22 protein-coding genes are annotated in these 25059 nt (G+C 73.1%); 11 read left to right on the top strand and 11 right to left on the bottom strand.

Annotated elements, in window-relative coordinates; translation table 11 throughout:
* The first annotated feature begins 74 nt into the window (after positions 1-74).
* Complete coding sequence (locus tag EST92_RS06520) at positions 75-1262, top strand: FAD-dependent monooxygenase (RefSeq protein ID WP_129279984.1); 1188 nt, start codon at positions 75-77, stop codon at positions 1260-1262.
* Between the two features lie 230 nt (positions 1263-1492).
* Complete coding sequence (locus EST92_RS06515) at positions 1493-2527, top strand: phosphatidylinositol-specific phospholipase C domain-containing protein (RefSeq protein ID WP_129279983.1); 1035 nt, start codon at positions 1493-1495, stop codon at positions 2525-2527.
* Here EST92_RS06515 and EST92_RS06510 read toward each other — a convergent pair.
* The 8 genes from EST92_RS06510 to EST92_RS06475 all read right to left on the bottom strand — a co-directional run bounded on the left by EST92_RS06510 (position 2499) and on the right by EST92_RS06475 (position 10350).
* Entirely contained in the window at positions 2499-3623 is a 1125-nt protein-coding gene (locus EST92_RS06510) for a trypsin-like peptidase domain-containing protein (RefSeq protein ID WP_129279982.1), read from the bottom strand. The two genes, EST92_RS06515 and EST92_RS06510, sit on opposite strands and share 29 nt — an antisense overlap.
* Positions 3624-3981: 358 nt before the next feature.
* Positions 3982-4911, bottom strand: a complete 930-nt coding sequence (locus EST92_RS06505; protein WP_129279981.1) for a phosphatidylinositol-specific phospholipase C — start codon at positions 4909-4911, stop codon at positions 3982-3984.
* A 147-nt stretch (positions 4912-5058) separates the two neighbouring features.
* Positions 5059-6021 carry an L-histidine N(alpha)-methyltransferase gene (egtD, locus tag EST92_RS06500; RefSeq protein ID WP_129279980.1) on the bottom strand — a complete coding sequence of 321 codons (963 nt, stop codon included), beginning with the start codon at positions 6019-6021 and terminating at the stop codon, positions 5059-5061.
* Positions 6018-6773: an ergothioneine biosynthesis protein EgtC gene (gene egtC / locus EST92_RS06495; RefSeq protein ID WP_129279979.1), complete on the bottom strand. Its 756-nt coding sequence runs from the start codon at positions 6771-6773 to the stop codon at positions 6018-6020. The genes egtD and egtC overlap by 4 nt, the downstream gene beginning before the upstream one ends.
* A gap of 37 nt (positions 6774-6810) precedes the next feature.
* Complete coding sequence (egtB, locus tag EST92_RS06490; protein ID WP_129279978.1) at positions 6811-8130, bottom strand: ergothioneine biosynthesis protein EgtB; 1320 nt, start codon at positions 8128-8130, stop codon at positions 6811-6813.
* Positions 8127-9404, bottom strand: a complete 1278-nt coding sequence (egtA, locus tag EST92_RS06485; protein WP_129279977.1) for an ergothioneine biosynthesis glutamate--cysteine ligase EgtA — start codon at positions 9402-9404, stop codon at positions 8127-8129. The genes egtB and egtA overlap by 4 nt, the downstream gene beginning before the upstream one ends.
* A 319-nt stretch (positions 9405-9723) precedes the next feature.
* The gene (locus EST92_RS06480; protein WP_129247725.1) at positions 9724-9984 is read right to left on the bottom strand and encodes a hypothetical protein; all 261 of its coding nucleotides are present in this window, start codon (positions 9982-9984) and stop codon (positions 9724-9726) included.
* Positions 9985-10029: 45 nt separating this feature from the next.
* A complete protein-coding gene (locus tag EST92_RS06475) occupies positions 10030-10350 on the bottom strand; it encodes a hypothetical protein (protein ID WP_129279976.1) in 321 nt (106 codons plus the stop codon).
* A 479-nt stretch (positions 10351-10829) separates the two neighbouring features.
* Between EST92_RS06475 and EST92_RS06470 the strand changes: the two genes are divergently transcribed.
* On the top strand, positions 10830-11312 hold the full coding sequence (locus tag EST92_RS06470) for a hypothetical protein (protein ID WP_129280018.1): 483 nt from the start codon (positions 10830-10832) through the stop codon (positions 11310-11312).
* 180 nt (positions 11313-11492) lie between these two features.
* On the opposite strand, the gene EST92_RS06465 is transcribed toward EST92_RS06470, so the two are convergent.
* The gene (locus EST92_RS06465; protein ID WP_129279975.1) at positions 11493-12938 is read right to left on the bottom strand and encodes a glyceraldehyde-3-phosphate dehydrogenase; all 1446 of its coding nucleotides are present in this window, start codon (positions 12936-12938) and stop codon (positions 11493-11495) included.
* 264 nt (positions 12939-13202) lie between these two features.
* On the opposite strand from EST92_RS06465, the gene EST92_RS06460 reads away from it, so the two are divergent.
* The 3 genes from EST92_RS06460 to EST92_RS06450 are packed head-to-tail and all read left to right on the top strand — an operon-like array spanning position 13203 to position 16548.
* Positions 13203-14201, top strand: a complete 999-nt coding sequence (locus tag EST92_RS06460; RefSeq protein WP_129279974.1) for an NADPH:quinone oxidoreductase family protein — start codon at positions 13203-13205, stop codon at positions 14199-14201.
* A complete protein-coding gene (locus EST92_RS06455; RefSeq protein ID WP_129279973.1) occupies positions 14198-15382 on the top strand; it encodes an acyl-CoA dehydrogenase family protein in 1185 nt (394 codons plus the stop codon). The genes EST92_RS06460 and EST92_RS06455 overlap by 4 nt, the downstream gene beginning before the upstream one ends.
* The gene (locus EST92_RS06450; protein WP_129279972.1) at positions 15379-16548 is read left to right on the top strand and encodes an acyl-CoA dehydrogenase family protein; all 1170 of its coding nucleotides are present in this window, start codon (positions 15379-15381) and stop codon (positions 16546-16548) included. The genes EST92_RS06455 and EST92_RS06450 overlap by 4 nt, the downstream gene beginning before the upstream one ends.
* A 28-nt stretch (positions 16549-16576) precedes the next feature.
* Here the strand turns inward: EST92_RS06450 and EST92_RS06445 are convergent, their stop codons facing one another.
* Positions 16577-17119, bottom strand: a complete 543-nt coding sequence (locus EST92_RS06445; protein WP_254068570.1) for a GPI anchored serine-threonine rich family protein — start codon at positions 17117-17119, stop codon at positions 16577-16579.
* Positions 17120-17322: 203 nt separating this feature from the next.
* On the opposite strand from EST92_RS06445, the gene EST92_RS06440 reads away from it, so the two are divergent.
* On the top strand, positions 17323-18672 hold the full coding sequence (locus EST92_RS06440) for a hypothetical protein (protein ID WP_129279971.1): 1350 nt from the start codon (positions 17323-17325) through the stop codon (positions 18670-18672).
* Between the two features lie 4 nt (positions 18673-18676).
* Here the strand turns inward: EST92_RS06440 and EST92_RS06435 are convergent, their stop codons facing one another.
* Positions 18677-19216 (bottom strand): cell wall hydrolase, encoded by a 540-nt coding sequence (locus tag EST92_RS06435; protein WP_129279970.1) that lies wholly within the window; start codon positions 19214-19216, stop codon positions 18677-18679.
* 102 nt (positions 19217-19318) lie between these two features.
* Here EST92_RS06435 and EST92_RS06430 point away from each other — a divergent pair, with 102 nt between their 5' ends.
* The 4 genes from EST92_RS06430 (at position 19319) to EST92_RS06415 (ending at position 24625) form a co-directional block, all read left to right on the top strand.
* Positions 19319-20548, top strand: a complete 1230-nt coding sequence (locus EST92_RS06430; RefSeq protein WP_129279969.1) for a S1 family peptidase — start codon at positions 19319-19321, stop codon at positions 20546-20548.
* 172 nt (positions 20549-20720) lie between these two features.
* A complete protein-coding gene (locus tag EST92_RS06425; RefSeq protein WP_254068568.1) occupies positions 20721-21191 on the top strand; it encodes an acyl-CoA thioesterase in 471 nt (156 codons plus the stop codon).
* 246 nt (positions 21192-21437) lie between these two features.
* Positions 21438-23459: a LodA/GoxA family CTQ-dependent oxidase gene (locus EST92_RS06420; RefSeq protein WP_129279968.1), complete on the top strand. Its 2022-nt coding sequence runs from the start codon at positions 21438-21440 to the stop codon at positions 23457-23459.
* Positions 23456-24625, top strand: coding sequence for an FAD-dependent monooxygenase (locus EST92_RS06415; protein WP_129279967.1), 1170 nt, complete (start codon positions 23456-23458; stop codon positions 24623-24625). Before EST92_RS06420 ends, EST92_RS06415 begins: the two co-directional genes overlap by 4 nt.
* The last annotated feature ends 434 nt before the right edge of the window (positions 24626-25059 follow it).

The raw sequence follows: 25059 nt of genomic DNA, 5'->3' as shown, positions 1-25059 counted from the left end.
GGGTGCGGCCAACCGGGGCCGCACCGCTCGCCGTCCGCGACCGGGGCGGCGACCCGACCCGGGGGGATGACGACATGACCAAAGCCCTGATCATCGGCGGTGGCATCGCGGGGGCGGTGACCGCGATGGCGCTGCGGAAGGCAGGCATCGACGCCGAGATCTTCGAGGCCTATCCGACCGGCGCCGACGACGTGGGTGCCTTCCTCGTGCTCTTCGCCAACGGGCTCGAAGCGCTCCGGGTGATCGACGCACACGGCCCCGTCGCCGCGCACTCCTTCCCGGCGCAGCGGGTGGAGTTCCTCGACGGGAGCGGGGAGCGGCTGGGGGAGCGGCCCATCGCCGGCGCCGCCCAGGGCACCGACCTCGGCCCGCGCACCCTGCGGCGGGCCACGCTCTATCAGGTGCTGCACGCCGAGGCGGCCCGCCGCCAGATCGCCGTACGACACGGCAAGCGGCTGGTCGGCGCCGAGACCGTGCGCACCGCGGACGGCACGCGGGTGATCGCCTCCTTCGCCGACGGCAGCCGCGCCGAGGGTGACCTCCTCATCGGCGCCGACGGCCTGCACTCCGTCACCCGCACCCTGATCGACCCGGCCGCGCCCCGCCCCCGTTACACCGGCCAGAACACCGTCTGCGGCTACGTCCGCGAGACCGAGGTGCCGCTCCCGCCGGACACCTACACCATGATCCGCGGCAAGCGGGCCTTCTTCGGCTGCACCCGCGCCCCCGACGGCGCCGTCTGGTGGTTCGCCAACATCCCCGGCACGGAACTGGACCGGACCGGCCCGCCGGACACCGCCCCCGGTGCCTGGCGCGAGCGGGTGGCCGAACTCTTCGCGGACGACGACACCCCGGCCGCCGCCCTCGTCCGCGCCAGTGGCGACCGCCTCATCGCCTCCAGCGCCTACGACCTCGCCACCATTCCGACCTGGCACACCGACACCATGGTCGTGCTCGGCGACGCCGCACACGCCGCCGCCCCCAACGCCGCCCAGGGCGCCTCGATGGCCATCGAGGACGGCATCGTGCTCGCCAGGTGCCTGCGCGACCGGCCCGACCCGCACAGCGCCTTCGCCGCGTACGAAGAGCTGCGCAGGGAGCGGGTGGAGAAGGTCGTCGCCGCGAGCGCGGGGATGGCCAAGCTCACCGCGACGGGCGCCACCCAGGGTCCCGTGCCCCGGTACGGAGCGCCCCGGGACGGCGCGGCGCGCGACAGGGCGGCCGCCGACGACTGGCTGACGGGGTACCGGATCGAGTGGTGAGGCGCCCGGGAGGCGCCGGCCGCACGCAAGAGGGCATCGGCACCGGATCTCCCCGTTGCCCGGCCGCTGCCGCTGCGCCGGCACCGACCGTTCCTCCGCTTTCCCCCCTTTCCGGGGTCCCTTCCGTCCCCAACTCCCGTACGCTGCTGCCCGATCGTCCGGATGACCGACCGGACGAGCGGCCTCCGGACCGGTGCCGGACGGCCGATGACCTCAGGAAAGCGGGGAACATGAACGGGAAGCGGCGTGTGGGAACGGTCGCCGTCGCGGCGGCGGCGGTGCTCACGATGACCGGTCCGGCCGGTGCCGAGCCGGCCGGTGAGACCTACGGCACCAGTACGTCCGTGGGCGTGCACAACGCCTACGACAAGGAGAAGTACCCCTACTTCGCGGACGCCCTGGACTCCGGCGCGGCGCTGCTCGAACTCGACCTCTGGACGAACGGCCTGGGCAGGTCCTGGCGGGTCTCGCACACCAACCCGCTCGGGAACAACAACAACTGCGCGGGCGCCGCCGACGCCGCGCAGCTGCGCACCAAGAGCCGCAACCAGGACTTCGCCGGCTGCCTCGCCGACATGAAGGCCTGGCACGACGCCCACCCCGGCCACCGTCCGATCCTGCTCAAGGTCGAGATGAAGGACGGCTTCAACGCCAAGGGCGGCCGCGGCCCCGCCGAGTTCGACGCGCTGGTGCGGCAGAAGCTGGGCGATGCGGTCTACGGACCCGGCGACCTCACCGCCGGGCACGCCACCCCGGACGAGGCGGTGCGGGCCGGCGGCTGGCCCGCCCGCGCCGACCTGGCCGGCAAGTTCCTGTTCGAGCTGATACCGGGCACGGTCGAGGAGAAGAACCCGTTCGACAAGCTGTGGACGGACGTGGAGTACGCCGGACACCTCAAGGACCTTGCGGCGCAGGGGAAGCTGGCGCGGTCCACGGCGTTCCCCGCCGTGCACGGCGCGGCCGCCGGCGACCCCCGCGAGCGCTACGCCGACCGGTCACTGCGCCCCTGGTTCGTGGCCTTCGACGGGGACGCCGCGACCTATCTGAACGGCAGTATCGACACCGCCTGGTACGACACCCGCCACTACCTGCTCATCATGACCGACGCCCACAACGTGCCGCCGGTCATCGATGGCACCCGCCCGACCGAGGCGCAGGCCCTGGCCCGGGTCCGTCAGCTCGCCTCGGCGCACGCGAGCATCGCCACCGACGACTGGTATCCGCTGCCGTCCGTCCTCAAGACCGTGGTGCCGCGCGGGGCGTGAGGGCGAGGGCCTCGGTCCCGGAGCCGGGCCGGGCCGCCTTCGTGGCCGGCCCGGCGGTCGCCCGCCGGTAGAGCGCGGCCACCTCCGCACCGAACCGGCTGCTGTACGAGACGAGGTCGTCACCGCCCTCGTCGAGACCGCCTATCACGCCGATCAGCGATCCGGTGCCGGTGGCCGGGTCGAGGTCGGTGAGCATCGGTCCGCCGCTCGTCCCGTTCGGGAACCCCGGGCAGGCGAACCGGAGTTGGGTCGCGCTCTGCAGGTCCGCCGTGTGCCGGCAGCTGACCGGTCTGTCCCGGTCCTCGGGATAGCCGGTCAGCTGCGCCGGGCGCCCGGGCAGTGCGTCGAAGCGGAGCCGTTCGGCACCCGTGACGTCCTCGATCCGGCCGCCGCCCCGGCCCGCCCTGCGCACCCGCAGGAACGCCACGTCGTGGTCCGGGTCCCGGTTGCTGATCCAGCGCGGGTCGACATCGATCCGGCTGGGCACCCACAGCCCGTACGGCGCCACCCCGTCGTGCAGACCGGGCGCGAACACCAGCCGGGTACGGAAGCCGTCGTCGTGCACACAGTGCGCCGCGGTGACGACCAGGTCACCCGCCGGGGAGTGCACCACGCTGGCCGTGCAGTGGTGGACCGGACTGCCGTCCTCGTCGGGGGAGAAGAGCGCGCCGACCGCCGGAGCGGGTTCCGTCGGGGCCGCCATCAGCGGCCGGGACACCGACGAGGTGGCCGCCGTGGCACGGTTGCTCCGGGCCGGTACCAGCGGCCCCGGCCGCTCCACGTAGGGCCCGGCGAGCACGGCCGCGGCGGCCCGGTCCCCCTCGGCCGAAGGGGCGAGATAGGTACCGGTGGCGGGGTCCCCGTCGGCCAGGTACGGATCGCGCGACGAGGAGCCCAGCACCAGTGCGGTGCTGCCCACCACGATCGCCACCACCCCGAGCGCCAGGGTCGTCCGCAGCGGAACGCCGGGCCGGCCGCGCCCCGTGCACGGCAGCCCGCCGGGACCCGGGCAGTCGGGGGCCGCCGGTGCTCCGGCGCTCTCGTCCGCCCGCCCGGCGCTGTCCGCCGGCGCGGTCCCGCGTTCGCTCGTCGCCACCAGCCGCCGCCTCCCCACATCAGCCGGTGTCACCCCGTCGGACGCGGGGGCGGCACCGGAACCAGACATTTCACCCAGTCTGATGCAGGGCGGGGTGACACGGTTGGCTCACCTGGGCGAATCCCTGAGGTCGCGGGCGGACATCACGCACACACCGCATCGGAACACCCGTCACCTCCGGGGCCCGGTGGGCCAGATGGCCGGGCCGTGCCACGGGGGATGACGGCGCGGTACGGACCGGTCCCGTTAGGCCGGTCGGGTGAACTCGTGGCGGTCCCCCGCACCGATGCCCGGTGTCGCTCCTCGCGGGGCTGCGCACCCCGCCCGACAAGCGCACCGCGTGGCCCACGCGACCCGCTCAGCGGACGAGCCGTACCCCCTGCCCGGCGAGGTTGTGCGCGATCAGCGTCCCGGCCAGCCCGACCTCGTTCGGGAAGTCCATCGGGACGATGCCCAGGCCGGTCCAGCGGCTGCCCTCCGAGCCCGTCAGCAGCCTTTGGACCTGCGGGTTGAGGCGGTCCGCGTTGGAGCGGGGCGGGAGCCAGGCGGAGGTGCTGACGTAGTTGACGAAGAGCTTGCCCGGCTGGGTGACGGCCTTGCGGAACTGCGCCTCGATCTTCGGGTACTTCCCGAACGGCTCCGCCATGTAGTCGTCCTGGATGTCGAAGAGCGCCGGATCGGCGTACCGGACGCCGCCGAGGCCGTCGGAGTCCGCCAGCAGGACGACCCTGCCGCGGGCCCCGCCCAGCGTCGGCAGATCGCCGTCCAGCCGGAACAGCGGACGGTAGCCCTTGTCGTCCAGGTAGCTGACGAAGATCCGGCGGAACTCGTCGGCGGAGACCTCCGAGTACTCCTGCTTGACCCGCATCAACACCGTCTCGGAGGGGTGCGCCCGGAGGAACGCCCGGCAGGCGTTGAGCACATCGCCGAACATCAGCTGTTGGTAGAACGCGCCGTGATGAATGGCGAAGACGCCGTCGACGGCCCGGCAGCGGACGTCCAGAAAGCGGATGCCGGAGGCGAGTTGGGCGTCGACGGGAGTGTTCTGGCAGGCGACCCAGGGGCCGCCGATCCGGGCGCCGGAGTCATGGGTGCCGGGGATCGTCAGCCGCTGGACGGGGGTGCCGTCGCCGAGCGCCGACATCCAGTCCTGTGCGGACAGCGCACGGGCCCGCCGCGGGGCCGCGCCGGCCGTGAACTGCCCGCTGCCGATGCCCGCCAGCACCCCGGCGGCCGACAGCCCGGCCGCGCCCCTGAGGAAACCCCGCCGATCCAGTCCCAGCCCCATGCCGCGTCCCCTGTCCGTCGAGTCTGCGTGCCCCCGCACCGGACGCTCCGGTGCGAAGCGCGATCGGGGCATCGAACCACATCGACCGTGGACATGACACCCGGCCGGCGGACCCGTTCGGTCGCGCCGGCCGGGCAGGGACGGGGCTCAGACGCGGAAGGCCAGCGACAGCGCGAAGCGGTCCGCGCTGTCCGTCCACCAGCTGTTCAACTCCAGCCCGGCCGCGGAGAGTTCCTTGCGCACACCCTCCTGGCGGAACTTGGCCGAGACCTCGGTCCGCAGCTCCTCGCCCGCGGCGAAGGTCACCGCGAGGTCCACACCGGGGATCTTCACGGTCAGGTCCTTGCGGGCCCGCAGCCGCATCTCGATCCACTCCTGCCGGGCGTCCCACACGGCGACATGGTCGAAGTCCGCGGGATCGAAGTCGCCGCCCAGCTCGCGGTTGATGACCTCCAGGACGTTCTTGTTGAACGCGGCCGTCACCCGCTGCGGATCGTCGTAGGCGGCCACCAGGGTGGCCTCGTCCTTGACCAGGTCGGTGCCGAGCAGCAGGGCATCGCCCGGGGACAGCATGGCGTGCACCGAGCGCAGGAAGGCCGCGCGCTCGTCCGGCAGCAGATTCCCGAGGGTGCCGCCGAGGAAGGCGAGCAGCCGCGGGCCGGGAGTGGCGGGGAGCTCGATGCCCCGCTGGAAGTCGGCGACCAGCGCGTGCACGGTGAGCCCGGGATACTCGCCCAGCAGCGCCTCGCCCGCCGCGGCCAGCGCGGATTCGCTGACGTCGATGGGCACATAGGTGTGCAGCGAGCCGAGCGCACCGATGAGGTGGCGCGTCTTGTCGGACGAGCCGGAGCCCAGCTCGACCAGCGTGCGGGCCTGGGTGGCGGCGGCGATGTGGTCGGCGCGGGTGAGCAGGATCTCCCGCTCGGCCCGGGTCGGGTAGTAGTCGGGCAGCTTGGTGATGTCCTCGAACAGCTCGCTGCCGCGGGCGTCGTAGAACCACTTGGGCGGCAGCTGCTTGGGCGTGCGGGACAGCCCCTGCGTGACATCGGTGCGCAGCGCGGCCGCGCTGGCGTCGGCAGGGAGGGTGCGGGTGATGCTGAGCGGGCTCACGTCACGGGCTCCTTGAGCGGGGTGAGGTGGACCTCGGTCCGGGTGGCGCGCAGCAGGGTGCGGTCCGGGACCTCGGTCCAGTGGGGGGAATCGTCGTACGGTTCGGAGGCGACGGCCGTGCCGCCTCCGGGGACGGCCAGGTGGTAGAGCGTGTCGCCCCAGGTGGTGGCGGCGATGGTGGTGCCGTCGGTGAGCAGCAGATTGAGGCGGGAGCCCGGGGCGGCCCCGGCGACGGCCGTGACGGTGCCGGCCAGCGCCTCGCCGAGCTCGTCACCGCGCTCCAGCCGGTGCCGGACCAGCGCCCAGAGGAACGCCGCGTCGCAGCGGGCCGGCAGCCGCAACAGCTCCGCGGCCGGCAGCTCCGCGGCCAGCGGGGCGAGCGAGTCCGGCCAGCCGGTCACCGCGCCGTTGTGGCTGAACAGATGGCGTCCGGCGGCGTACGGCGCGGCCGCGGCCTCGGCGTCCGCACCGGCGACCGTGGCGTCCCGGACGGCGGCGAGCAGCGCGCCGGTACGCACCACTCGGCCCAGGTCCGGCAGCAGCTCGTCGCCCCAGATCGGCCCGGCCCGCCGGTAGCGGGCGGGCACCGGGTCGTCCGGCGCGTACCAGCCGACGCCGAAGCCGTCCGCGTTGACCGTGCCGTGCCGCTGGTGGCGCGGCGCCCACGACTGCCGGAAGAGGCTGTGCGGCGGAGCCAGTACCAGCTGTCCGAAGGGTATCTCCGGGCCCAGGTACGCAAGATGACGGCACATCAGGCGACGACCTCCCGGGCCGGACGGGCCGCGGGCCTCATATGCCCGCCTCCGGGTCGGCGTCCCGGGCGGTACGGAACCCGGAGAAGATCTGCCGGCGGACCGGCAGGTCCCAGTTGCGGAAGGTGCCCCGACAGGCCACCGGGTCGACCGCGAACGACCCGCCGCGCAGCACCTTGTACTCGTCGCCGAAGAACACCTCCGAGTACTCCCGGTAGGGGAAGGCGGCGAAGCCCGGGTACGGCAGGAAGTCGCTCGCCGTCCACTCCCACACATCGCCGATCAGCTGCCGTACGCCCAGCGGTGACTGCCCGTCCGGGTAGCTGCCGATGGGGGCGGGCCGCAGATGCCGTTGGCCGAGGTTGGCGTGGGCCGGCGTGGGGTCCTCGTCGCCCCAGGGGTAGCGCATGGCCCGGCCGGTCGCCGGGTCGTACCGGGCGGCCTTCTCCCACTCGACCTCGGACGGCAGCCGCCGCCCCGCCCAGCGGGCGTAGGCATCCGCCTCGTACCAGCTGACGTGCAGCACCGGCTCGTCCGGCGGCACCGGCTCGGTCACCCCGAACCTCCGGCGCAGCCACTGGCCGCCGTCCCGCTGCCAGAACAGCGGGGCGTGCAGCGCGTGTTCCTGTACCTGGGCCCAGCCCGCGGGGTCCCACCAGCGCGGGTCCTCGTAGCCGCCGGCGTCGATGAAGCGCTGGTAGGCGCCGTTGCTGACCGGGGTGGTGTCGATGAGGAAGGCGGGGACCAAGCGGTGGTGGGCGGGCCGCTCGTTGTCCAGCGCCCAGGGCTCGGTGGAGGTGCCCATGGTGAACGGGCCGCCGGGGACCAGGACTTCGGCCGGAATGATCTCGTCGGTGGCGGGCGACGGCTCGGGCGCGGTGAGCACGGCCGCACCGCGGCGGAGTTGGTGTGTGATGAGCATGGTCTCGTCGTGCTGCTGCTCGTGCTGGGCGATCATGCCGAAGGCGAAGCCGGAGTCCAGCAGCGGACCGCCGTGCAGCGGGGTGCGCTCCAGGATGTCCAGCACCCGGCCGCGGACCTCGGCGACATAGCCGTGCGCTTCGTCCGGTGCCAACAGCGGCAGCGAGGGACGGGTCGCCCGGGGGTGCTCGAAGGCGTCGTAGACGGAGTCGATGTCGGGGCGCAGCGCGTCACGGCCGCCGACGGTGCGCAGCAGCCACTGCTCCTCCTGGTTGCCGATGTGGGCCAGGTCCCACACCAGCGGGGACATCAGCGGGGAGTGCTGGGCGACGAGATCGGGATGCTCGACGCAGGTGGTCAGCAGGCGGGTGCGGTCGCGGGCGGCCAGCAGCGCCGAGGCCGCCCGCTCACGAAGGAGCTCGGGGTCGATGGTCACTGGCTGTCCTTCCCAACGGTGAGATCGCCCTCCACCGCGTACAGGGCGTCGAGATGGTCGTCCGCGGGGCAGCGGCCGCGCGCCACATAGCGCGTGGTGAACTCCGCGACCGCCGCGCACACCTCGGCCGAGGCGCCGAGCCGCGGCAGCGCCTCCTGCGCGGCGGCGAAACAGGCCGTCGCCGCGGCGTGCAGCTCCGGATCGGTCAGTGCCCCGCGGGCGGCCCGCCGCCACAGCGGATTGCGCGGCGCCGGCCGTGACCCGGCGGTCTCCGCAAGGGGCTTGACGATGCGGTAGGCACTCTCCGTGGCCTCCGGGTCGTCGAACAGCGCGGCCGTGACGGCGAGCGGCACGATCCACCCGGCCTCGCCCGACTGCGCGTCGATCATGCGCAGCTCCAGATGGCCGCGCGGCCGTACGGGCGGGAAGAGCGTGGTGACGTGGTAGTCCAGATCCTCCTGGGTGGGCGGCCGGGGCACGCCGGTACGGACCCACTCCCGGAACGAGAGCCCTTCCGGTGCGTCCCACGGGCCGTCCTCGGAGCGCAGGCACATCACCGGGGCGTCCATGACGTAGCGCACCCAGGCGGCGCGCGGGTCCGGGCCCTGCGGCGGGGCGAGCGTACGGGCCGGGTCGAGCTGGGACCAGACGACCTGGCGGGTGGTGCGGTACCCGGTGGGGCAGCCCTCGCTGGTCGGTGAATTGGCGAAGGCCGCGGCCAGTACGGCACCCAGCAGATGCGCCAGCAGCCAGCGCCGGCCGTGCCCGAGCGGGCCGGGCTCCTCGTACCCGGCATCCACACACACCTGCACGGAGGCGGTGGCGCACATCATCGACCGCCCGGCGGAGCCCCAGCGGTCGAAGTACGCCTCCATGGCGTCGTAGCGCGGTTCGGTCAGCACCCGCTGCGGGCGGTGCCAGGGATTGTGGCCGTGGCCGGCCATGCCCAGCCCCATCGCCCGCATGGCGGGGCGGACCAGGGCGAGATCGGCGGTGACGGCCTCGATGCAGCCGGTGAGGGAGGTGGCGGCGGGTGAGCTGAGTTCCAGCTGGCCGCCCGGTTCGAAGGTCAGCAGGGAGCGGAGGGGGAGTGCGCGCAGGGTCGTGACCGCGCTGCGCAGCCGGGCCGGATCGACCGGACATCGGGGGTTGCGCGCGTCGTGCACCAGCCACTCGATCTCGACCCCGATACGACGCGGCGGCCCCGTTTTGAAGCATATTCCGCGCAGGTGAGCTTCCAGCTCCGCTTCCGTGACAGCAGGCCGTACGGGCATGGAATCCCTCTCCCTTGTGGGGTGGCGGCAGGATTGCCGCCCTCCACCTAATCTGTTGCGGGCGATGCGCTCAAGGGCGCATCCGCCGCCGGGACGGCGACGGAGGGGCTCTCACGGGGCCGACGGGCCGTCCGGACCGGGAGACTTCCGAATGGTGCCGCGGCGCCTCCTCGGCGCCAGGACGGCCGCTCCACTCGCCAGGGGGCCCGCCGTGGGGCCCGGCGGCCCGCCGGGCGAGCGGTGGACAGGGGCGAGTGGAACGTACGGCTGTTCGAGTGAGTGTGGGGCGGGGCGCGCTGTGACCGGGGGCGGGGCCCGGCTATGTCGTGAAGTAGTCGTTCCAGGCGTCGATGAGCATCTGCCGGACCGACTGGTCGGCGTGTTGGGCCGCCTGATTGAACGTGCCGGTCACGCCGTAGTAGTAGAAGGCTCCGTCATTCGTCGCCATATGGTCTTCGGCGGGGTTGTCGACGTGCCGACTGAAATGGAGATTCGCAAAGCTCGCCACGGCGGTGCAAATGTAGTACACCCAGTTTCCCGTCGCGTTCTCCATGGCGTTCGTGATACGCCAGTTGTCCATGGGCATGGCGATCCGCGTCCCCCTTTTCGCTGCTGATTTCGCGGATCAGACCGCGGACAGAGTGATGTCACCCGTGCTGGCGACCGTCATGCGGTAGTCCTGCGGGCTGCTCTCGACCTTGGCGAGGACGAACTCCCCCTTGCCGTCGTCCCACTGCCCTTTGACCTTCCAGTCGTCGTCCCAGATGATGCACCTGCCCCGACCGGTCTGTACGCTCAGCGGCTTGTCCTTGTGCTGCGAGATCCAGGCGTACGCGTCGCTGTACGACCTCGGGTTCACGGACTCGCTGTCCCCGGCGTGCTCTTCGTTGACGAAGGACACGAACGAGTTCGACTGGTTGTCGCAGCCTCTGATTCCAGTGGTCATGCGGATCCCCTTTCCTTCACCGGGTCATGGCGCTTTCGGCTCGCCGGCAGTAGCCCGCACGCATCCGAATGCCGCGCTTCCGGGCCGGCCGGCTTCGTCGCGATGCAGCACAAAAGTTACCGATTCGCCGGGCCTTTTGCGGACGAACGAGGGGAATCGGCTGGAAAATTGATCCTGGCCGGTTGGGTGCTCTTGCGGAGAATAGCCATGGACGAATGTGAGCTGCCGGGACTGCAGAGGTTTATGTGCCGCAATTCGCCGTCCGGGGCGCCCTCTCCAGCGCCCCGGACACGCCGCCCTGTGCCGAAATCGCGTACGATCGCCTCTCCCTCGCACAGGGAAGCGATACCGGCCGGATCGCGGTCACCCCGCCGGGCCGTCCGGCGATGTCGACGCCCGAAGACGACAGCAGACGACAGCAGACGACCCAAGATGACCGACGACAGACGACAAAGACGACGGAAGAGGACGACGACGGCATGACGGCACGCCCCTTGGCGGTCTTCGACCTGGACGGCACGCTCGCCGACGCCGGTCACCGGCAGCATCTGCTGGAGCGCACCCCACGGGACTGGAAGGCCTTCTTCGCGGCGGCCACCGAGGACCCGCCGCTCGCCGAGGGGGTGGCCCTGGCCCTCCGCAGCACCGAGGACTGCGAGGTGGTCTACCTCACCGGCCGCCCGGAGCGCTGCCGCCGCGACACGCTCGCCTGGCTCGCCCAACACGGCCTTCCTGAGGGACGGTTGTGGATGCGTCCCGACCACGACCGGCGCCCGGCCCGGCTCACCAAGCTGGAGATCCTGTGCCGGATCGCCCGCGACCGTCAGGTCCGTCATGTGGTCGATGACGACGAACTCGTCTGTGACGCCTGCGAGAAGGCCGGCTTCCCGGTGATCCGGGCCCGCTGGGCCACCCCGTCCGACACCCTGCGGGACGCCCAGCAGCGGGCCGGACGCACGTAGACATCGGGAGCGCCGCCCGTGTCCGGCCGGCCCGGCGGCCCGGCAGCGCAGCCGGGCCGTTCCGCAGCAGATCGGCCGGCGGGTGGCAGCGGGCGAGCCAAGGGATGCCGATGTGCGGGATCCCTTGACCGCGCCCTACCGCCACCCGCCGGCCGGTACGCGTCGGACGGTCCGCCGAGGTCAGACCACCGGCGCCGGGTAGGTCGGGTACTCCACCCCGGAGACGTGCTGGACGACGCGGATGACCTGGCAGGAGTAGCCGAACTCGTTGTCGTACCAGAGGTAGAGGATGGCGTTGTCGCCCTCGACCTTGGTGGCTCCGGCGTCGACGATCGAGGCGTGGCGCGAGCCGATGAAGTCGTTCGAGACCGCGTCGGGGGCGCTGGTGAAGTCGATCTGGCGCATGAGCGGCGAGGTCAGCGACACATTGCGGAGGTAGTCGAGGACCTCCTCACGGCTGGTCTCGCGCGCGAGCTGAAGATTGAGGATCGCGATCGAGACGTCCGGCACCGGGACGCGGATCGAGCTGCCGGTGATCTTCGCCTGGAGGTCCGGCAGCGCCTTGGCGACGGCGGAAGCGGCACCGGTCTCGGTGATGACCATGTTGAGCGGCGCCGAGCGGCCGCGGCGGTCGGAGTTGTGGTAGTTGTCCAGCAGGTTCTGGTCGTTGGTGAACGAGTGGACGGTCTCCACGTGACCGCGCAGGACGCCGTACTCGTCCGCCATCGCCTTCAGCGGCGGGACGATCGCGTTGGTGGTGCAGGACGCGCAGGACAGGATCTGCTCGTCCGGCTTGATGGTGTCGTGGTTGACGCCATGGACGATGTTGGGGACGTCACCCTTGCCCGGCGCGGTCAGGACGACCTTGTCGATGCCGGGGCGCAGGTGCTTCGAGAGGCCCTCGCGGTCGCGCCACTTGCCGGTGTTGTCGATGAGGATGGCGTCCTTGATGCCGTACGCCGTGTAGTCGACCTCCGACGGGTCGCCGGCGTAGATCACCTTGATCTCGTTGCCGTTGGCGATGATCTTGCTGTTCGCCTCGTCAACGGTGATCGTGCCCTGGAACTGGCCGTGGATGGAGTCCCGGCGCAGCAGCGAGGCGCGCTTGACGATGTCCTGCTCGCCTCCCTGGCGGACGACGACGGCGCGCAGCCGCAGACCGTTGCCGGAGCCGGCCTTCTCGATGAGCAGGCGGGCGACGAGGCGGCCGATGCGGCCGAACCCGTAGAGGACGACGTCGCGCGGCTCGCGGCGCTCGATCTTGCCGTCGCCCGTGGCCCCGGCGACGGCCTCGGCGGTGAACTCCGCCACCGACAGACCGCGGTCGTCGCTCCGGTACGTCTCGGCGAGCATGGCGATGTCGATCTGGGACGGGCCGAGATCGAGCGTGGTGAGCGCCTGCAGGAACGGCAGCGTCTCGGTGACCGAGAGTTCCTCGCCGGCGATCTGCCGGGCGAACCGGTGCGTCTTGAGGATGCTGACCACCGACTTGTTCACCAAGGAGCGGCTGTGCAGCAGGACCGTGACGTCCCGCTCGCGGTGCAGCTTCCCGATGATCGGGATCATCGACTCCGCGATCTCTTCGCGGTTTTTCCAGTTGGTGAACGAGTCGTCATTGACAGTCACAGGTTTATCTTTCGAGCTAGGCGGTGCTCATATGCTAACCCGCCCCCCATTTGGTCGGTTCAAGGGGTGCCCCTGGGTGGGCGTGCCGTGAGGGGGCCGCGTCCGTGAAGCCGCCGCCCACCGCCTGCTGCGTCCGGGCACCCGCCGCCCGTCGCGTGTGGCGCAGACTGTTCCCTCAGTGATACCGACCGCTTAGTATGTCGCTGGCGAGGGGGTCGATGTGCCCTTCGCCCCACCGCGTATCCGAGTCTGTGGAGGCACCACGTGAAGGCATGGCGCGTACACGCGAACGGCGAGCCGCGTGAAGTGATGCGGCTGGAGGAGGTGCCGGATCCGCAGCCGGGCCCCGGTCAGCTGCTGCTGCGGGTGCGGGCCGCCAACGTCAACTTCCCGGACGCGCTGCTGTGCCGCGGGCTCTACCAGGCGCGGCCGCCGCTGCCGTTCACCCCGGGCGTGGAGATCTGCGGCGAGATCCTCGCCGTGGGGGAGGGGGCCGCCGGGGACGTCGGCGCGCGGGTGCTCGCCCAGCCGCCGCTGCCCGACGGGGGCCTGGCCGAACTCGCGGTCGTCGACGCGGCGACCGTCCGTCCGGCGCCCGAGGTCCTGGACGACGCCGAGGCCGCGGCGCTGCACATCGGCTACCAGACCGGCTGGTTCGGACTGCACCGCCGGGCCCGCCTCCAGCCGGGCGAGACCCTGCTGGTGCACGCCGCCGCGGGCGGCGTCGGCAGTGCCGCGGTCCAGCTCGGCAAGGCCGCCGGGGCGCGGGTCATCGGCGTCGCGGGCGGCGCGGACAAGGCCCGGGTCGCCCGCGAGCTGGGCTGTGACCTCGTCCTCGACCGGTGTCGTGACGACATCGTCGCCGCCGTCAAGGAAGCCACCGGCGGCCGCGGCGCCGATGTCGTCTACGACCCGGTGGGCGGCGACGCGTACGCCAAGTCCGTCAAGTGCATCGCCTTCGAGGGCCGGATCGTCGTCGTCGGCTTCGCCGGCGGAGCCGTCCCCACCCCGGCCCTCAACCACGCCCTGGTGAAGAACTACACGATCCTGGGCCTGCATTGGGGTCTCTACCAGACCAAGGACCCGGCCGCGATCGACGCCTGCCACGACGAACTGACCAAGCTCGCCGCGCAGGGCACCGTCAAGCCGCTCATCGGCGGACGGGTCCCGTTGGCCGCGGCCGCCGACGCCGTCCAGCGGGTGGCCGACGGGACGTCCGTCGGCCGGCTCGTGGTGCTGCCCGGAGCGAAGGAGGAGCGATGACCGACGCCGCCGACCTGCGACGGCGCACCGCCGCACTGCTCGCCGCGCACCCTCCCGCCGCCACCGGGCGGCTGGAGTTCCTGCGGGCCCGCTTCGACGCCGGGCTCGCCTGGGTCCACTTCCCCGAGGGCCTCGGCGGGCTGGACGCGCCCCGCTCCCTGCAGTCCGTCGTGGACGCCGAACTCACCGCCGCCGGCGCCCCCGACAACGACCCGGGACGGATCGGTATCGGTCTCGGCATGGCCGCGCCGACCATCCTGCGCTTCGGCTCCGACGAGCAGAAGCAGCGCTGGCTGCGTCCCCTGTGGACCGGCGAGGAAGTGTGGTGCCAGCTGTTCAGCGAGCCCGGAGCCGGCTCCGACCTGGCGGCGCTGGCGACCCGCGCGGTACCGGACGAGGAGGGCGGCTGGGTCGTGGACGGCCAGAAGGTCTGGACGTCCAGCGCGCACCTGGCCCGCTGGGCGATCCTGATCGCCCGCACCGACCCCGAGGTGCCCAAACACCGCGGCATCAGCTACTTCGTGTGCGACATGACCGACCCCGGTGTCGAGGTGCGGCCGCTGCGGCAGATCACCGGCGAGGCCGAGTTCAACGAGGTCTTCCTCACCGGTGTGCGGATCCCCGACGCCCATCGCCTCGGCGGGATCGGCGACGGCTGGAAGGTCGCCCAGACCACGCTGATGAACGAGCGGGTCGCCATCGGTGGCTCCCGGATCCCCCGCGAGGGCGGCATGATCGGCGTCGCCGCCGACGACTGGCGCGCCCGCCCCGAACTGCGCACCCATGACCTGCACCAGCGGCTGCTGTCGCTGTGGGTGGAGGCCGAGGTCGCCCGGCTGACCGGTGAGCGGCTGCGCCAGCAGTTGTCCCAGGGCCAGCCCGGTCCCGAAGGCAGCGGGATGAAGCTGGCGTTCGCCCGGCTCGCCCAGGAGATCAGCGGCTGGGAGGTGGAGTTCCTCGCCGAGGACGGGCTGACCTACGACGACTGGACGATGCGGCGGCCCGACGGCGTCGACTTCACCGGCCGCGAGGCCGGCTACCGCTACCTGCGCGCCAAGGGGAACTCCATCGAAGGAGGCACCTCGGAAGTGCTGCTCAACATCGTCGCCGAACGTGTGCTGGGGCTGCCGCCCGAGCCGCGCACCGACAAGGACGTCGCGTGGAAGGACCTCCCCCGATGACCGACGGGACACCCCGCCCCGGCGCCCCGGCGCCCGACCCCGACCTCCTCTACTCCGAAGAGGAGGAGGCGCTGCGCGCCGCCGTACGGTCGCTGCTCGCCGACCGCAGCGATCCGGCCACCGTGCTCGCCGGCCTGGAGTCCGACGTCGCCCACGACACCGGCCTGTGGCGGGCGCTCGCCACGGAGATCGGCACCGCGGGGCTGCTGGTCCCCGAGAAGCTCGGCGGGGCGGGTGCGAGCGCCCGCGAGGCCGCCGTGGTCCTGGAGGAGCTGGGCCGCTCGGTCGCGCCCGTGCCCTACCTGACCAGCGCCGTCATCGCGGTGACCGCACTGCTCGGCTGCGGTGCCGACAGCGCCGACAGTGCGGAAGCCGCCGCGCCGCTCGCCGCCGTCGCCGCCGGCCGCACCGTCGCCGTGCTGGCCCTCCCGCTGCCCACCGCTCCGGGCGCGGTGCCGGACCCGGCCGTACGGGCCGCGGCGGACGGCACGCTCACCGGCCGGGTGACCTCCGTCGCCGACGCCGCGTCCGCCGAGCTGCTGCTCGTCCCGGCCCGGCGCCCCGACGGACCGGCGCTGTACGCGGTCGCGGCCGCGGCCGACGGCGTCCGCACGGAGACCGTCACGCCCCTCGACCTCACCCGCCCCCTCGGCCATCTCACCCTCGACGGCGCCCGCGGCCGCCTCCTGGCCACCGGGGACCGCGCCCGTGCCGCCGTGGACCGCGCCCTGCTCACCGGCGCCGGGCTGCTCGCCTCGGAACAGCTGGGCGTCGCCGAGTGGTGCCTGACCGAGACCGTGCGCCACACCGCCGAGCGCACCCAGTTCGGCCGCCCCGTCGGCTCGTTCCAGGCGCTCAAGCACCGGATGGCCGCGCTCTGGCTGGAGGTCGCCTCGGCCCGGGCCGCCGCCCGCTACGCCGCCGACGCCCTGGCCGCCGACAGCCCCGATGCCCCGGTGGCGGTGGCCGTCGCCCAGGCGTACTGCGCGCCGGTGGCGGTCCGGGCCGCCGAGGAGTGCGTCCAGCTGCACGGCGGCATCGGCATGACCTGGGAGCATCCGGCCCATCTGTTCCTCAAGCGGGCCAAGAGCGATGAGCTCGCCCTCGGCTCGCCGGGGCGGCACCGGGACGCCCTGGCCGGGCTGGTCGGCATCGACGCACCGTAGAGCGGTCCCTCGCGGCCGGTGGTGGCGGTCACGCGGTGATGGCGAAGGTCCGGCTGACACCGCGGACCGCGCCGTCACCGGCGGTGGCCACCTCCAGGAAGTAGCGGGGGCCCGGCGGCACGTTGGGCAGCGTCACCAGCACCTCGCCGGTCCGCCCGTCGCCGGCCCGGGACGCCACCACCGCCACCCGCTGCGCATCGCCCTGGCCGGTCTCCGCGTACAGCCAGACGTCCACCTGCTCACCCGTGGTGTTCGTCCAGGCCACCGTGAAGCTGCCGTTGGCCTTGTAGTCGATGCCGGGCGCGGGGGCGGTCACCACGATCCGCCCCGTCGGGGGCGTGGCGAACCGCTCCTCCTCCGGGCCGGCGGCGGTCGCACCCAGGGCCGAGGTGGCGGCCCGGGCGGCCGAGCCCGCGTGGCCGGACGTGGCGGCCACCGCGTTGCCGTCCGGCGGCCGGCTCTTCCCGGAATCGGGGTGCGACGGCGCAAGCGAGATCACCAGCATGCAGCCGACGGCGGTGGTGGCGACGGCGACGGCCAGATTGGTGGCCATCGAGGTGGCCCTAGACATCGTCTCCTCGTTTCCTGTGGGGAGGCACGAGCGGGTACATCCCCGGCACTTCGATCATCAAAAACGACGCGCTGAGCGATCACCTGGATGGACATCTCCGGCGCGACAGCCTCCCGGGGGTGCGGGAGAATCCCCCGATGTGCATGGAGCCGAGGGCTACATCGGTGATGTCTGGAAAGTGCGGTTCGGGTAGCGTCGAACACATGAAGACCGCAACTCGTCGTGCGCTGATCGGACCCGTTCTCCTGCTGGTGGCCGCCTTGCTGGCGGTGGCCGCCGCGATGGCCCCGGGAGCCCGTGCCGCCGGTGGTCTCGACGATGCCGCGGCCCACCTGAAGAAGGGCCCGGTCTACGTCGATCCGCGCGCCTCCGGCCAGTTCACCTCCGCCCAGGCGGACGCGCTGGCCAAGAAGATCAAGGACGCGGACAAGCCGGTCTTCGTCGCCGTGCTGCCGCGGACCGCCGACTACCCGCCCAGCACGCTGCTGCGGGACCTGCGCACCAAGGTCGGCATCAGCGGCGTCTACGCCGTCGAACTCGGCGACGGCTTCAACGCCGGAGCCGACCCGCGGGTGATGTCGCACAGTTCGGTGCAGAACCTCGTCGGATCGGTCAAGCGCTCCCATTACCCGACGGTCAGCGCCCGGCTGAACAGCTTCGTCGACACCGCGAACCAGTCGGCCAACGGCCAGGCCCCGTCCTCCTGGGGCGGCTCCGCGGGCTCCGGCTTCGACACCGGCACGGCGATCGGGCTCGGTGTGCTGGTGGTCGTCGGCGGTGGCGGCGCGTACGCCATCGCCCGCCGCAACCGCAAGCGGCGGGCCGAGGAGGAGCGGGCCGCGCTGGAGGAGCTGCGGGTCGTCGTCGACGAGGACATCACCGCCTTCGGCGAGGAGCTGGACCGGCTCGACTTCCACCCCGGTGAGGCCGGCGCCGACGATGCGATGCGCGCGGACTACAGCCGTGCGCTGGACTCGTACGAGAACGCCAAGTCGTCGATGGCGGCGGCCCAGCACCCCGGCGAGGTGCAGGCCGTGACCCAGGCCCTGGAGGACGGCCGGTTCTCGCTGGCCACCCTCGCCGCGCGCCGGGAGGGCAGGCCGCTGCCCGAGCGTCGGCTGCCCTGCTTCTTCGACCCGCGCCACGGCCCGTCCGTCACCGACGTCACCTGGGCGCCGGCGGGCGGTGCCGAGCGCACCGTGCCGGTCTGCGCCGCGGACAAGAGCCGCCTGGACGACGGCCGGGAACCGCTGGCCCGCACGGTCCGCACGGCGAGCGGCGACCGCCCCTACTGGGACGCGGGACCGGCCTACGCCCCCTGGGCCGGCGGCTACTTCGGCGGCGGTCTGCTGCCCGGGCTCCTGGTGGGCACGCTGCTCGGCAACATGATGATGTCGTCGAACGCCTACGGCGCCGACTTCGGCGGCACGGGTGCCGACGGCGGTGACTTCTCCGGATCCGACTTCAACCCGGACGACTTCGGCGGGGGCTTCGGTGACGGCGGCGGGTTCGGCGACGGCGGCGGCTTCGGCGGTGACGGCGGCGGCTTCTGAGCCGTCAGCGGCCGGTCGCGCGCACCACCCGCTTGGCACCGAGGAACCGCCGGTAACGCGGCCGCGCCGCGAAGTCCGCATAGCGCCAGACGGCGGGCCGGCCGGCCTCCCGGCACAGGTGCAGCACCTGGTCGGGCCCCAGATGGACGCCCATGTGCGCGCCGTACCCCGGTGGCCGGCCGGCGGCCGGGCCGGCGTCGAACAGCACCAGGTCCAGCGGTTGCGGACGGCCGGCCCGCCGGGTCGTCCGGTCGTCCGCCCACAGCTCCGCCGAGCGCAACGGCGGTACCAGCAGCCCGAAGTGGCGCAACACGGCATAGGCGTAGCGCTGGCAGTTGGCGCCGTCGGCCAGGTCGGCGAAGGCGTCGGGGGCCGGGACGGTGGCACCGGCGGCCTTCCGCGGCAGGTGTGACGGGCATTCAGGTGCCCCGGCTCCCGGATGGCGGGCACCCGAGTAGGTCACCTTGCGCAGCACCTCCGGCAACCGCGCGAACGCTACCGCGCCGTCGGCGGCGGGGATTTCGTGCCGGTGCTCGTCGGTCATCCGGACATGGTGCACCCGGTCTCCCTCGTGCCGCACCTCGCGGGGTCGCGCAGGCTCGCTCCATCGGATCCGACGTGCACTCGACACCGCGAGGAGACCCCGATGGAACGCCGCTCTCGCAAGGCAGCTCTCTGGGGCGCGGCCGTGGCCGCCGTCCTGGCGGCAGCCGGCCCGCTCAGCCCGGCACACGCCGGGATCCGGCCCGACCCGTCGCCCTCGCCGGCGCCGCGCGGCATGCTCGATGCGATGCGGCGGGACCTCGGGCTGACGGCGGCCCAGGTGCGGACCCGGCTCGCGCAGGAGGCCGACGCACATCGTTCGGTGGCCGCCGTGCGCCGGGCGCTGAGCGCGCCGCCCGCCGGCATGTGGTTCGACAAGTCGACCGGCCGGCTCGTCGTCGCGGTCACCGGCGCCGCCGACGCACAGCGGGTACGGGACGTCGGGGCGGTGGCCAGGACGGTGCCGCACAGCCGTGCCGCGCTCACCGGCCTGCTGCGCCGGATCAGCGGCCGGGCCGGCGACGGAGTGCCGGGCGTCACCGGGTGGGGGGTGGACGAGCGCGCCAACGGCGTCGTGCTCCGGGTCGCCCGCACCCGGCGCGGCCCGCGGACCGACGCCTTCGAGCGCACCGTCCGCGGCCTCGGGGCGCGCGCGAGGATCCCGGTCACCGTCGAGCGCAGCGACCAGACGCCGCGGCAGCAGGGCGGATCGGTGGTGGGCGGGGAGCGGTGGCTGCCCGGCAGCGAGGGCATCTGCTCCATCGGCTTCACGGTGACCGGACCCGGAGATTTCCAGGGCTTCCTGACGGCCGGTCACTGCACCCTCACCGCCGATCAGGCCGCCTACGGCAAGGACGGCAGCCGCATGGGGACCTCCAACCAGGGCGGCGGGCACAGCATCAACGGACGCGAGGGCGACTTCGGACTGGTCCGGGTCGACCGGCCGGGCTGGACCGTCAGCGCGAACGTGGCGGGCCAGGGCGGTACGCCGGTCGCCGTCACCGGCTCCCAGGAGGGGCTGGTCGGGATGTCGATGTGCCGCTCCGGCCAGAGCAGCGGCTGGCACTGCGGGGAGATCACCCGGGTCGACCAGACCGTGGACTACGGAAACACGGTCATCGAGGGCCTGTCGTTCACCAACGCCTGCTCGGCGCCCGGCGATTCGGGCGGCTCGTACGTCACCCAGCCCAACGCCCCGATGGCGCTCGGCATGCACTCCGGAGGAGGCCCCGCGACCTGCGGCAACTTCGGCGGCCCCACCCTGACCATCTTCCAGCCGGTCGGCGAGGCCCTGGCCAGGTGGAATCTGAAGCTGAAGACGGGCAGTCCCTGACGCACGCCGCTGCCTGCCGCGGCTCTCACGGGTCGGCGCCCGTCGGCATGCCCTCCGATCGCCGGGAGACGCTTCTGCCCCGGCAACCCGGCGCGTACGGTGTGAAGCCAGTGGCTGATGAGGCCTGGTGTGCCCCTGTGGCGTGCCGGGCCCCGAGGGGAGCGGAGCGCTCGTGACGGAAGTGGCGGACACGGCAGTGGGCACCCACGCGGCGGCGGAGCCGTTCGCCGTCGGGATCACGGTGCGCGGCTACGAGACGGACACCCAGGGGCATCTCAACCAGAGCGTCTATCTCCAGTACGCCGAGCACGCCCGCTGGTCGCTGTTGCAGGCGAGCGGGATCCGCCAGAGCACCATGGTGGACCGGCGCATCGGCCCGGTGACGGTCGAGACCACCATCCGCTACCGGCGGGAGCTGCGGGCCGGTGACGAGGTCGAGGTGAGCTGTGCGTTCGTCTGGGGCGAGGGGAAGACCTTCCGGATCGAACAGACCGTCCGCACGACGGACGGCGCGGTGGCGGCCGAGGTGAGCGCCGTCTGCGGACTGCTCGACCTCACCGCGCGCAAGCTGCTGGCCGACCCGCGGGCGGCCTTCCGCGAACTGGCCGACGACCCCTCGCTGCTGGGCCTCACGGCGGGCTGACGGGCGCGCCGTGCGGCGCCGCTCCGGTCCGCGGGCGCTCCGGGCCTGCCGGTGGGGCACCCGCCCCCGGCCCGGTGGCCACCGTCACGGTTCGTGCGCGGGCCCCGAGCGGCTCCCCGCACCGGCCGTCCCGAAGGGGTGAATCCGTGCACCCATTGCGACGCCTCGATGTCCTCCCCTGAGCGGCGCCGATCCTACGTTTGAAGCCTTCGGGGGCATCCACGCCCGCCCAGTGAGAGGCCTTCGATGGACACCCAGATCGCACAGGTGAAGATCCATCCCGCCATCGGCATAGCCCGGGTCGGCAACAGTGGTCAGCCGCCCTTCCTCGGCCCGGAGTCACCGGACCAGCCGCCGCCGCCCGCCGGCTCGTACAAGGACAGCTCGGGGAAGATCATCCGGCAGGCCGCCCGCTTCCGGATCTACGGCTACAACCAGGCGGGCGAGGTCGTCCGGGAGCTCAAGCTGGGCGACGAGGAGGTCACCGAGATCACGTGGTCGGTGCACCTGGCCAACAAGAAGGCCGCCTGGTACCAGTTCCACCTCCCGCTCGACATCCCCGAAGCCACCGCCCTGCCGGACGCCCAGCGGCGCCGGCGGAACTTCGGCGTCCGGGGAGCGGAGCGCAAGAAGCTCGTCAACGATCCCGGCCGGCAGACCATCCGCGCCTCCGTGCACGAGACCGCCACCTTCGCCGGGAAGATCATGAACCGGCCGGCCCCCCTGGGCTCGATCTCCACCCAGTCCGACGGCCGCCTGCTGGTCGTCGGCGGCGCCGGCACGTCGGCGTCCTACACCACGCCCGAGACGCCGATCTCCGGCGTCGCCAACAACGACACCTGGTACGACGATGTCTCCGACGGCCCGGTCACCGCGGAGGTCACCCTCAGGGGCGGCACGAAGACCGCGACCCCCGCCTGGGTCGTGGTCGCCCCGCCGCACTTCGCACCCGGCGTGAAGACCGTCCGCACCCTCTACGACCTGCTCTACGACGTGTTCGTCACCGAGCACACGCTGCCCGGCGTGCAGCAGGTCTCGTACCCGGACCACATCGAACCGCTCTTGCGGAGGTTCTGCGATCTGCAGTGGGTCAACCACGGCTTCGCCACCCAGTTCGGCCGGGGCGGCCCGCACGACTTCCGCGAACCGGCCCTGCGCAAGCGGCTCGCCGACCCGGGCGAGGCCAGCCGGGAACTCCGCCGCCAGATCTACGTGCAGATGCGCGACTACGAGCGGGACGGGACGTCCCCGGTGCCCTGGCCCTGGCTCTACGGCGACGCCATGGCCAGTGGCAATCCCACGTCCGTACGGCAGCACATCACGCTCTCCGCGACCCAGGACCGGATGCTGGCCCAGTGGGCCGACGGCCACTTCACCACCGGCCCGCCCCGCACGGGCCACCCGGTCGTGGACGAGGCGCCGCCCGCCGAACAGCCGCACCTGCTGGACCGGGCCGCGCTGGAGAACTGCGCCGCCGACGCCTTCCACCCCGGCATCGAGGTCACCTGGCCGATGCGGCACAAGACCCTGTACGCCGAGCCCTTCCGCATCCTGCACCGCACGCCGGAGAACCCGGAACGCGACTACGGCGACGTCCTCACGGTCCAGGACGCCCTGGGCAAGAACGGCCCGCTGTACGCGCAGGGCCCGGGTGACCTCACCCGCTGGATGGCCGCCCCCTGGCAGTGCGACGCGGCGAGCTGCCGCTCGGGCTACCAGGTGCGGTCCGGGCTCGGTCCCCGCTACAGCCCCTATCTGCCCACCTTCTGGCCCGCCCAGATCCCCAACCACGTGCTCACCCAGTCGGACTTCGCCACCGTCAACACCCCGCCGGCCGGCTCCGACGACAGCGCCAGGGAGCAGGCCTTCGAGAAGCGGGCGGTGTGGCTGCGGGGCCTGCGGGGCGCCGACTTCAACAAGCAGCGCCGGCAGATGATCGACGACTGGTTCAGGTTCGGCATCGTCGAGACCCGCGAATACACCGTGGGCGACGCGAAGTTCCCCCGCTACCTGCACGTGGAGTCCGAGCCCGGCTATCCGCCGGCTCCCGACCACGCCAACCTCATCAACGTCCAGGTACCCGAGGCGGGCGTGCCCCAACTGGCAGGGGTGGCAGGTACCTGGACCGGGGAGGTCCCGGCCGAGACCGTGGAGTCCATGCTCGTGCAGCAGGCGGTCCTGGAGGTCAAGGAGGCGACCGGTCAGGACGAGTCGGCGATCGCCGCCGGATACCTGGAGAAGCTCGACCCCTTCCACGGCGCCCCGTGACCCCCGCACCCGGCTACGACGTCGTGGTCGCGGGCGGTGGGCCGGCCGGCTGCGCCGCCGCGCTCGCCCTCGTACGGGCCGGGCGCAGCGTCCTGCTCGCCGACGCCGGCACCGGCCCGCCCAAGACCGGCGAGGCGCTGGTGTCCGTGGGGCGGCTGCTCCTGGCCGACCTCGGCGTGGCGGGACCGGTCCTGGGCAGCGGCCATCTGCCCTGTCACGGCACCCTGTCGGCCTGGGGCTCGGCCGCACTGCACGCCGTGGACTCCCTCCACGACCCGTACGGTCACGGCTGGCACCTCGACCGTTCGCTCTTCGACCGGCGGCTGCGCGCCGCCGCCCGTGCGGCGGGCGCCGACATCGCCGAGCACACCGGCGTACGGCGCCCCGCCCGGCAGCCGGACGGCACCTGGCGGCTCACCCTGGGCGACCGCACCGGCGGCGGGGAGCGTACGGTCCGCTGCCGCTGGGTGGTGGACGCCACCGGGCGGCGTGCCGCGCTCGCCGTCCGCTCCGGTGCCCGGCGGTGCACGGGAGACCGGCTCACCGCCCTCCACCTCCTCCTCGACCCGGCCCCGCAGACCCCCACCGACGGCCGTTCGCTGGTCGAGTCCGACGAGGACGGCTGGTGGTACACCGCGCTGCTGCCCTCCCGGCACCGCCTGGTCGCCTACTTCACCGACCCCGATCTCCTTGCCGCCGTCCGCGGGCCCGAGCGGTTCCGCGACCGGCTGCTGGCCACCCGGCACCTCTCCGGCCGGGCCCTTCCGCACGGCCTGGGCACCGTGCGGCCACCCCGCCGGGCCCCCGCGCACAGCGCACATCTGGACCGGGTGCACGGCGCCGGCTGGACGGCCGCCGGAGACGCGGCGGCCGCCTTCGACCCGCTCAGCTCCCAGGGCATCCTCACCGCCCTCTACACCGGGCTGAGCGCGGGCCGGGCGGTCGACGCCCGGCTGCACGGCGACCGGACGGCCCTGGCCGACTACGCCGCGAAGGTCGCCGCGGCCCGGGTCGCCTATCACCACGGCCACCGTGCCGTGCACGCCCAGGAAACCCGCTGGGCCGACCGCCCCTTCTGGGCCCGGCGGCAGCGGACCACCGGACCGGGATGCGGGGCATGCCGGGGCAAGCAGTTATCGGCCACCCCTGGGGCCGGTGGGCGATAACGGGCCGGTGGGGAGTGAGGGGCCCGGGGCCGCCGGTGTGACGGCGTGTGGACAGCGGGCTTCCGCCGCACGGCGGCGGGAGCGGAACGAGGCGCGTGGGGACCGGCCCTGCGCCACCGGACGGTGCACCCGGCCCGGTCCCGCCGGGCGGCCGGTGCGGGACTGCACCTCGGAGCGGGCAGGGCGGCCGAAACACCCGGGCGCACGGCGGCGCGCGTGACCTTGGCGGAATCAACTACCGCCTGGCGCAGATGCGTTGACAGTGCAAGGGGTCGGCCCCACGATGCAACGCGGCAATCAGCGGGCTACCACTGGGTAGCGCAGGTGGCAGTGGTCAGCGTGTTCGCCCCCCTCCGGCAGAAGGAGCGCCCGTGGTCTCGCTGCCGTCCATGGCCCGGATCGCGGCGGCGACCGCCCGGGGCAGCCGGTCCGCG

This window comes from Streptomyces sp. TM32, from assembly GCF_004122755.1.
GTDB lineage: Bacteria > Actinomycetota > Actinomycetes > Streptomycetales > Streptomycetaceae > Streptomyces > Streptomyces sioyaensis.
This window is presented reverse-complemented; position numbering and strand designations above follow the sequence as displayed.

Bases quoted from the DNA above. Each gene is read 5' to 3' on its own strand.
- EST92_RS06520 (WP_129279984.1), top strand. From the start codon at position 75: ATGACCAAAGCCCTGATCATCGGCGGTGGCATCGCGGGGGCGGTGACC.
- EST92_RS06515 (WP_129279983.1), top strand. From the start codon at position 1,493: ATGAACGGGAAGCGGCGTGTGGGAACGGTCGCCGTCGCGGCGGCGGCG.
- EST92_RS06505 (WP_129279981.1), bottom strand. From the start codon at position 4,911: ATGGGGCTGGGACTGGATCGGCGGGGTTTCCTCAGGGGCGCGGCCGGG.
- egtC (WP_129279979.1), bottom strand. From the start codon at position 6,773: ATGTGCCGTCATCTTGCGTACCTGGGCCCGGAGATACCCTTCGGACAG.
- egtA (WP_129279977.1), bottom strand. From the start codon at position 9,404: ATGCCCGTACGGCCTGCTGTCACGGAAGCGGAGCTGGAAGCTCACCTG.
- EST92_RS06480 (WP_129247725.1), bottom strand. From the start codon at position 9,984: ATGGACAACTGGCGTATCACGAACGCCATGGAGAACGCGACGGGAAAC.
- EST92_RS06475 (WP_129279976.1), bottom strand. From the start codon at position 10,350: ATGACCACTGGAATCAGAGGCTGCGACAACCAGTCGAACTCGTTCGTG.
- EST92_RS06470 (WP_129280018.1), top strand. From the start codon at position 10,830: ATGACGGCACGCCCCTTGGCGGTCTTCGACCTGGACGGCACGCTCGCC.
- EST92_RS06455 (WP_129279973.1), top strand. From the start codon at position 14,198: ATGACCGACGCCGCCGACCTGCGACGGCGCACCGCCGCACTGCTCGCC.
- EST92_RS06450 (WP_129279972.1), top strand. From the start codon at position 15,379: ATGACCGACGGGACACCCCGCCCCGGCGCCCCGGCGCCCGACCCCGAC.
- EST92_RS06445 (WP_254068570.1), bottom strand. From the start codon at position 17,119: ATGTCTAGGGCCACCTCGATGGCCACCAATCTGGCCGTCGCCGTCGCC.
- EST92_RS06440 (WP_129279971.1), top strand. From the start codon at position 17,323: ATGAAGACCGCAACTCGTCGTGCGCTGATCGGACCCGTTCTCCTGCTG.
- EST92_RS06435 (WP_129279970.1), bottom strand. From the start codon at position 19,216: ATGACCGACGAGCACCGGCACGAAATCCCCGCCGCCGACGGCGCGGTA.
- EST92_RS06430 (WP_129279969.1), top strand. From the start codon at position 19,319: ATGGAACGCCGCTCTCGCAAGGCAGCTCTCTGGGGCGCGGCCGTGGCC.
- EST92_RS06420 (WP_129279968.1), top strand. From the start codon at position 21,438: ATGGACACCCAGATCGCACAGGTGAAGATCCATCCCGCCATCGGCATA.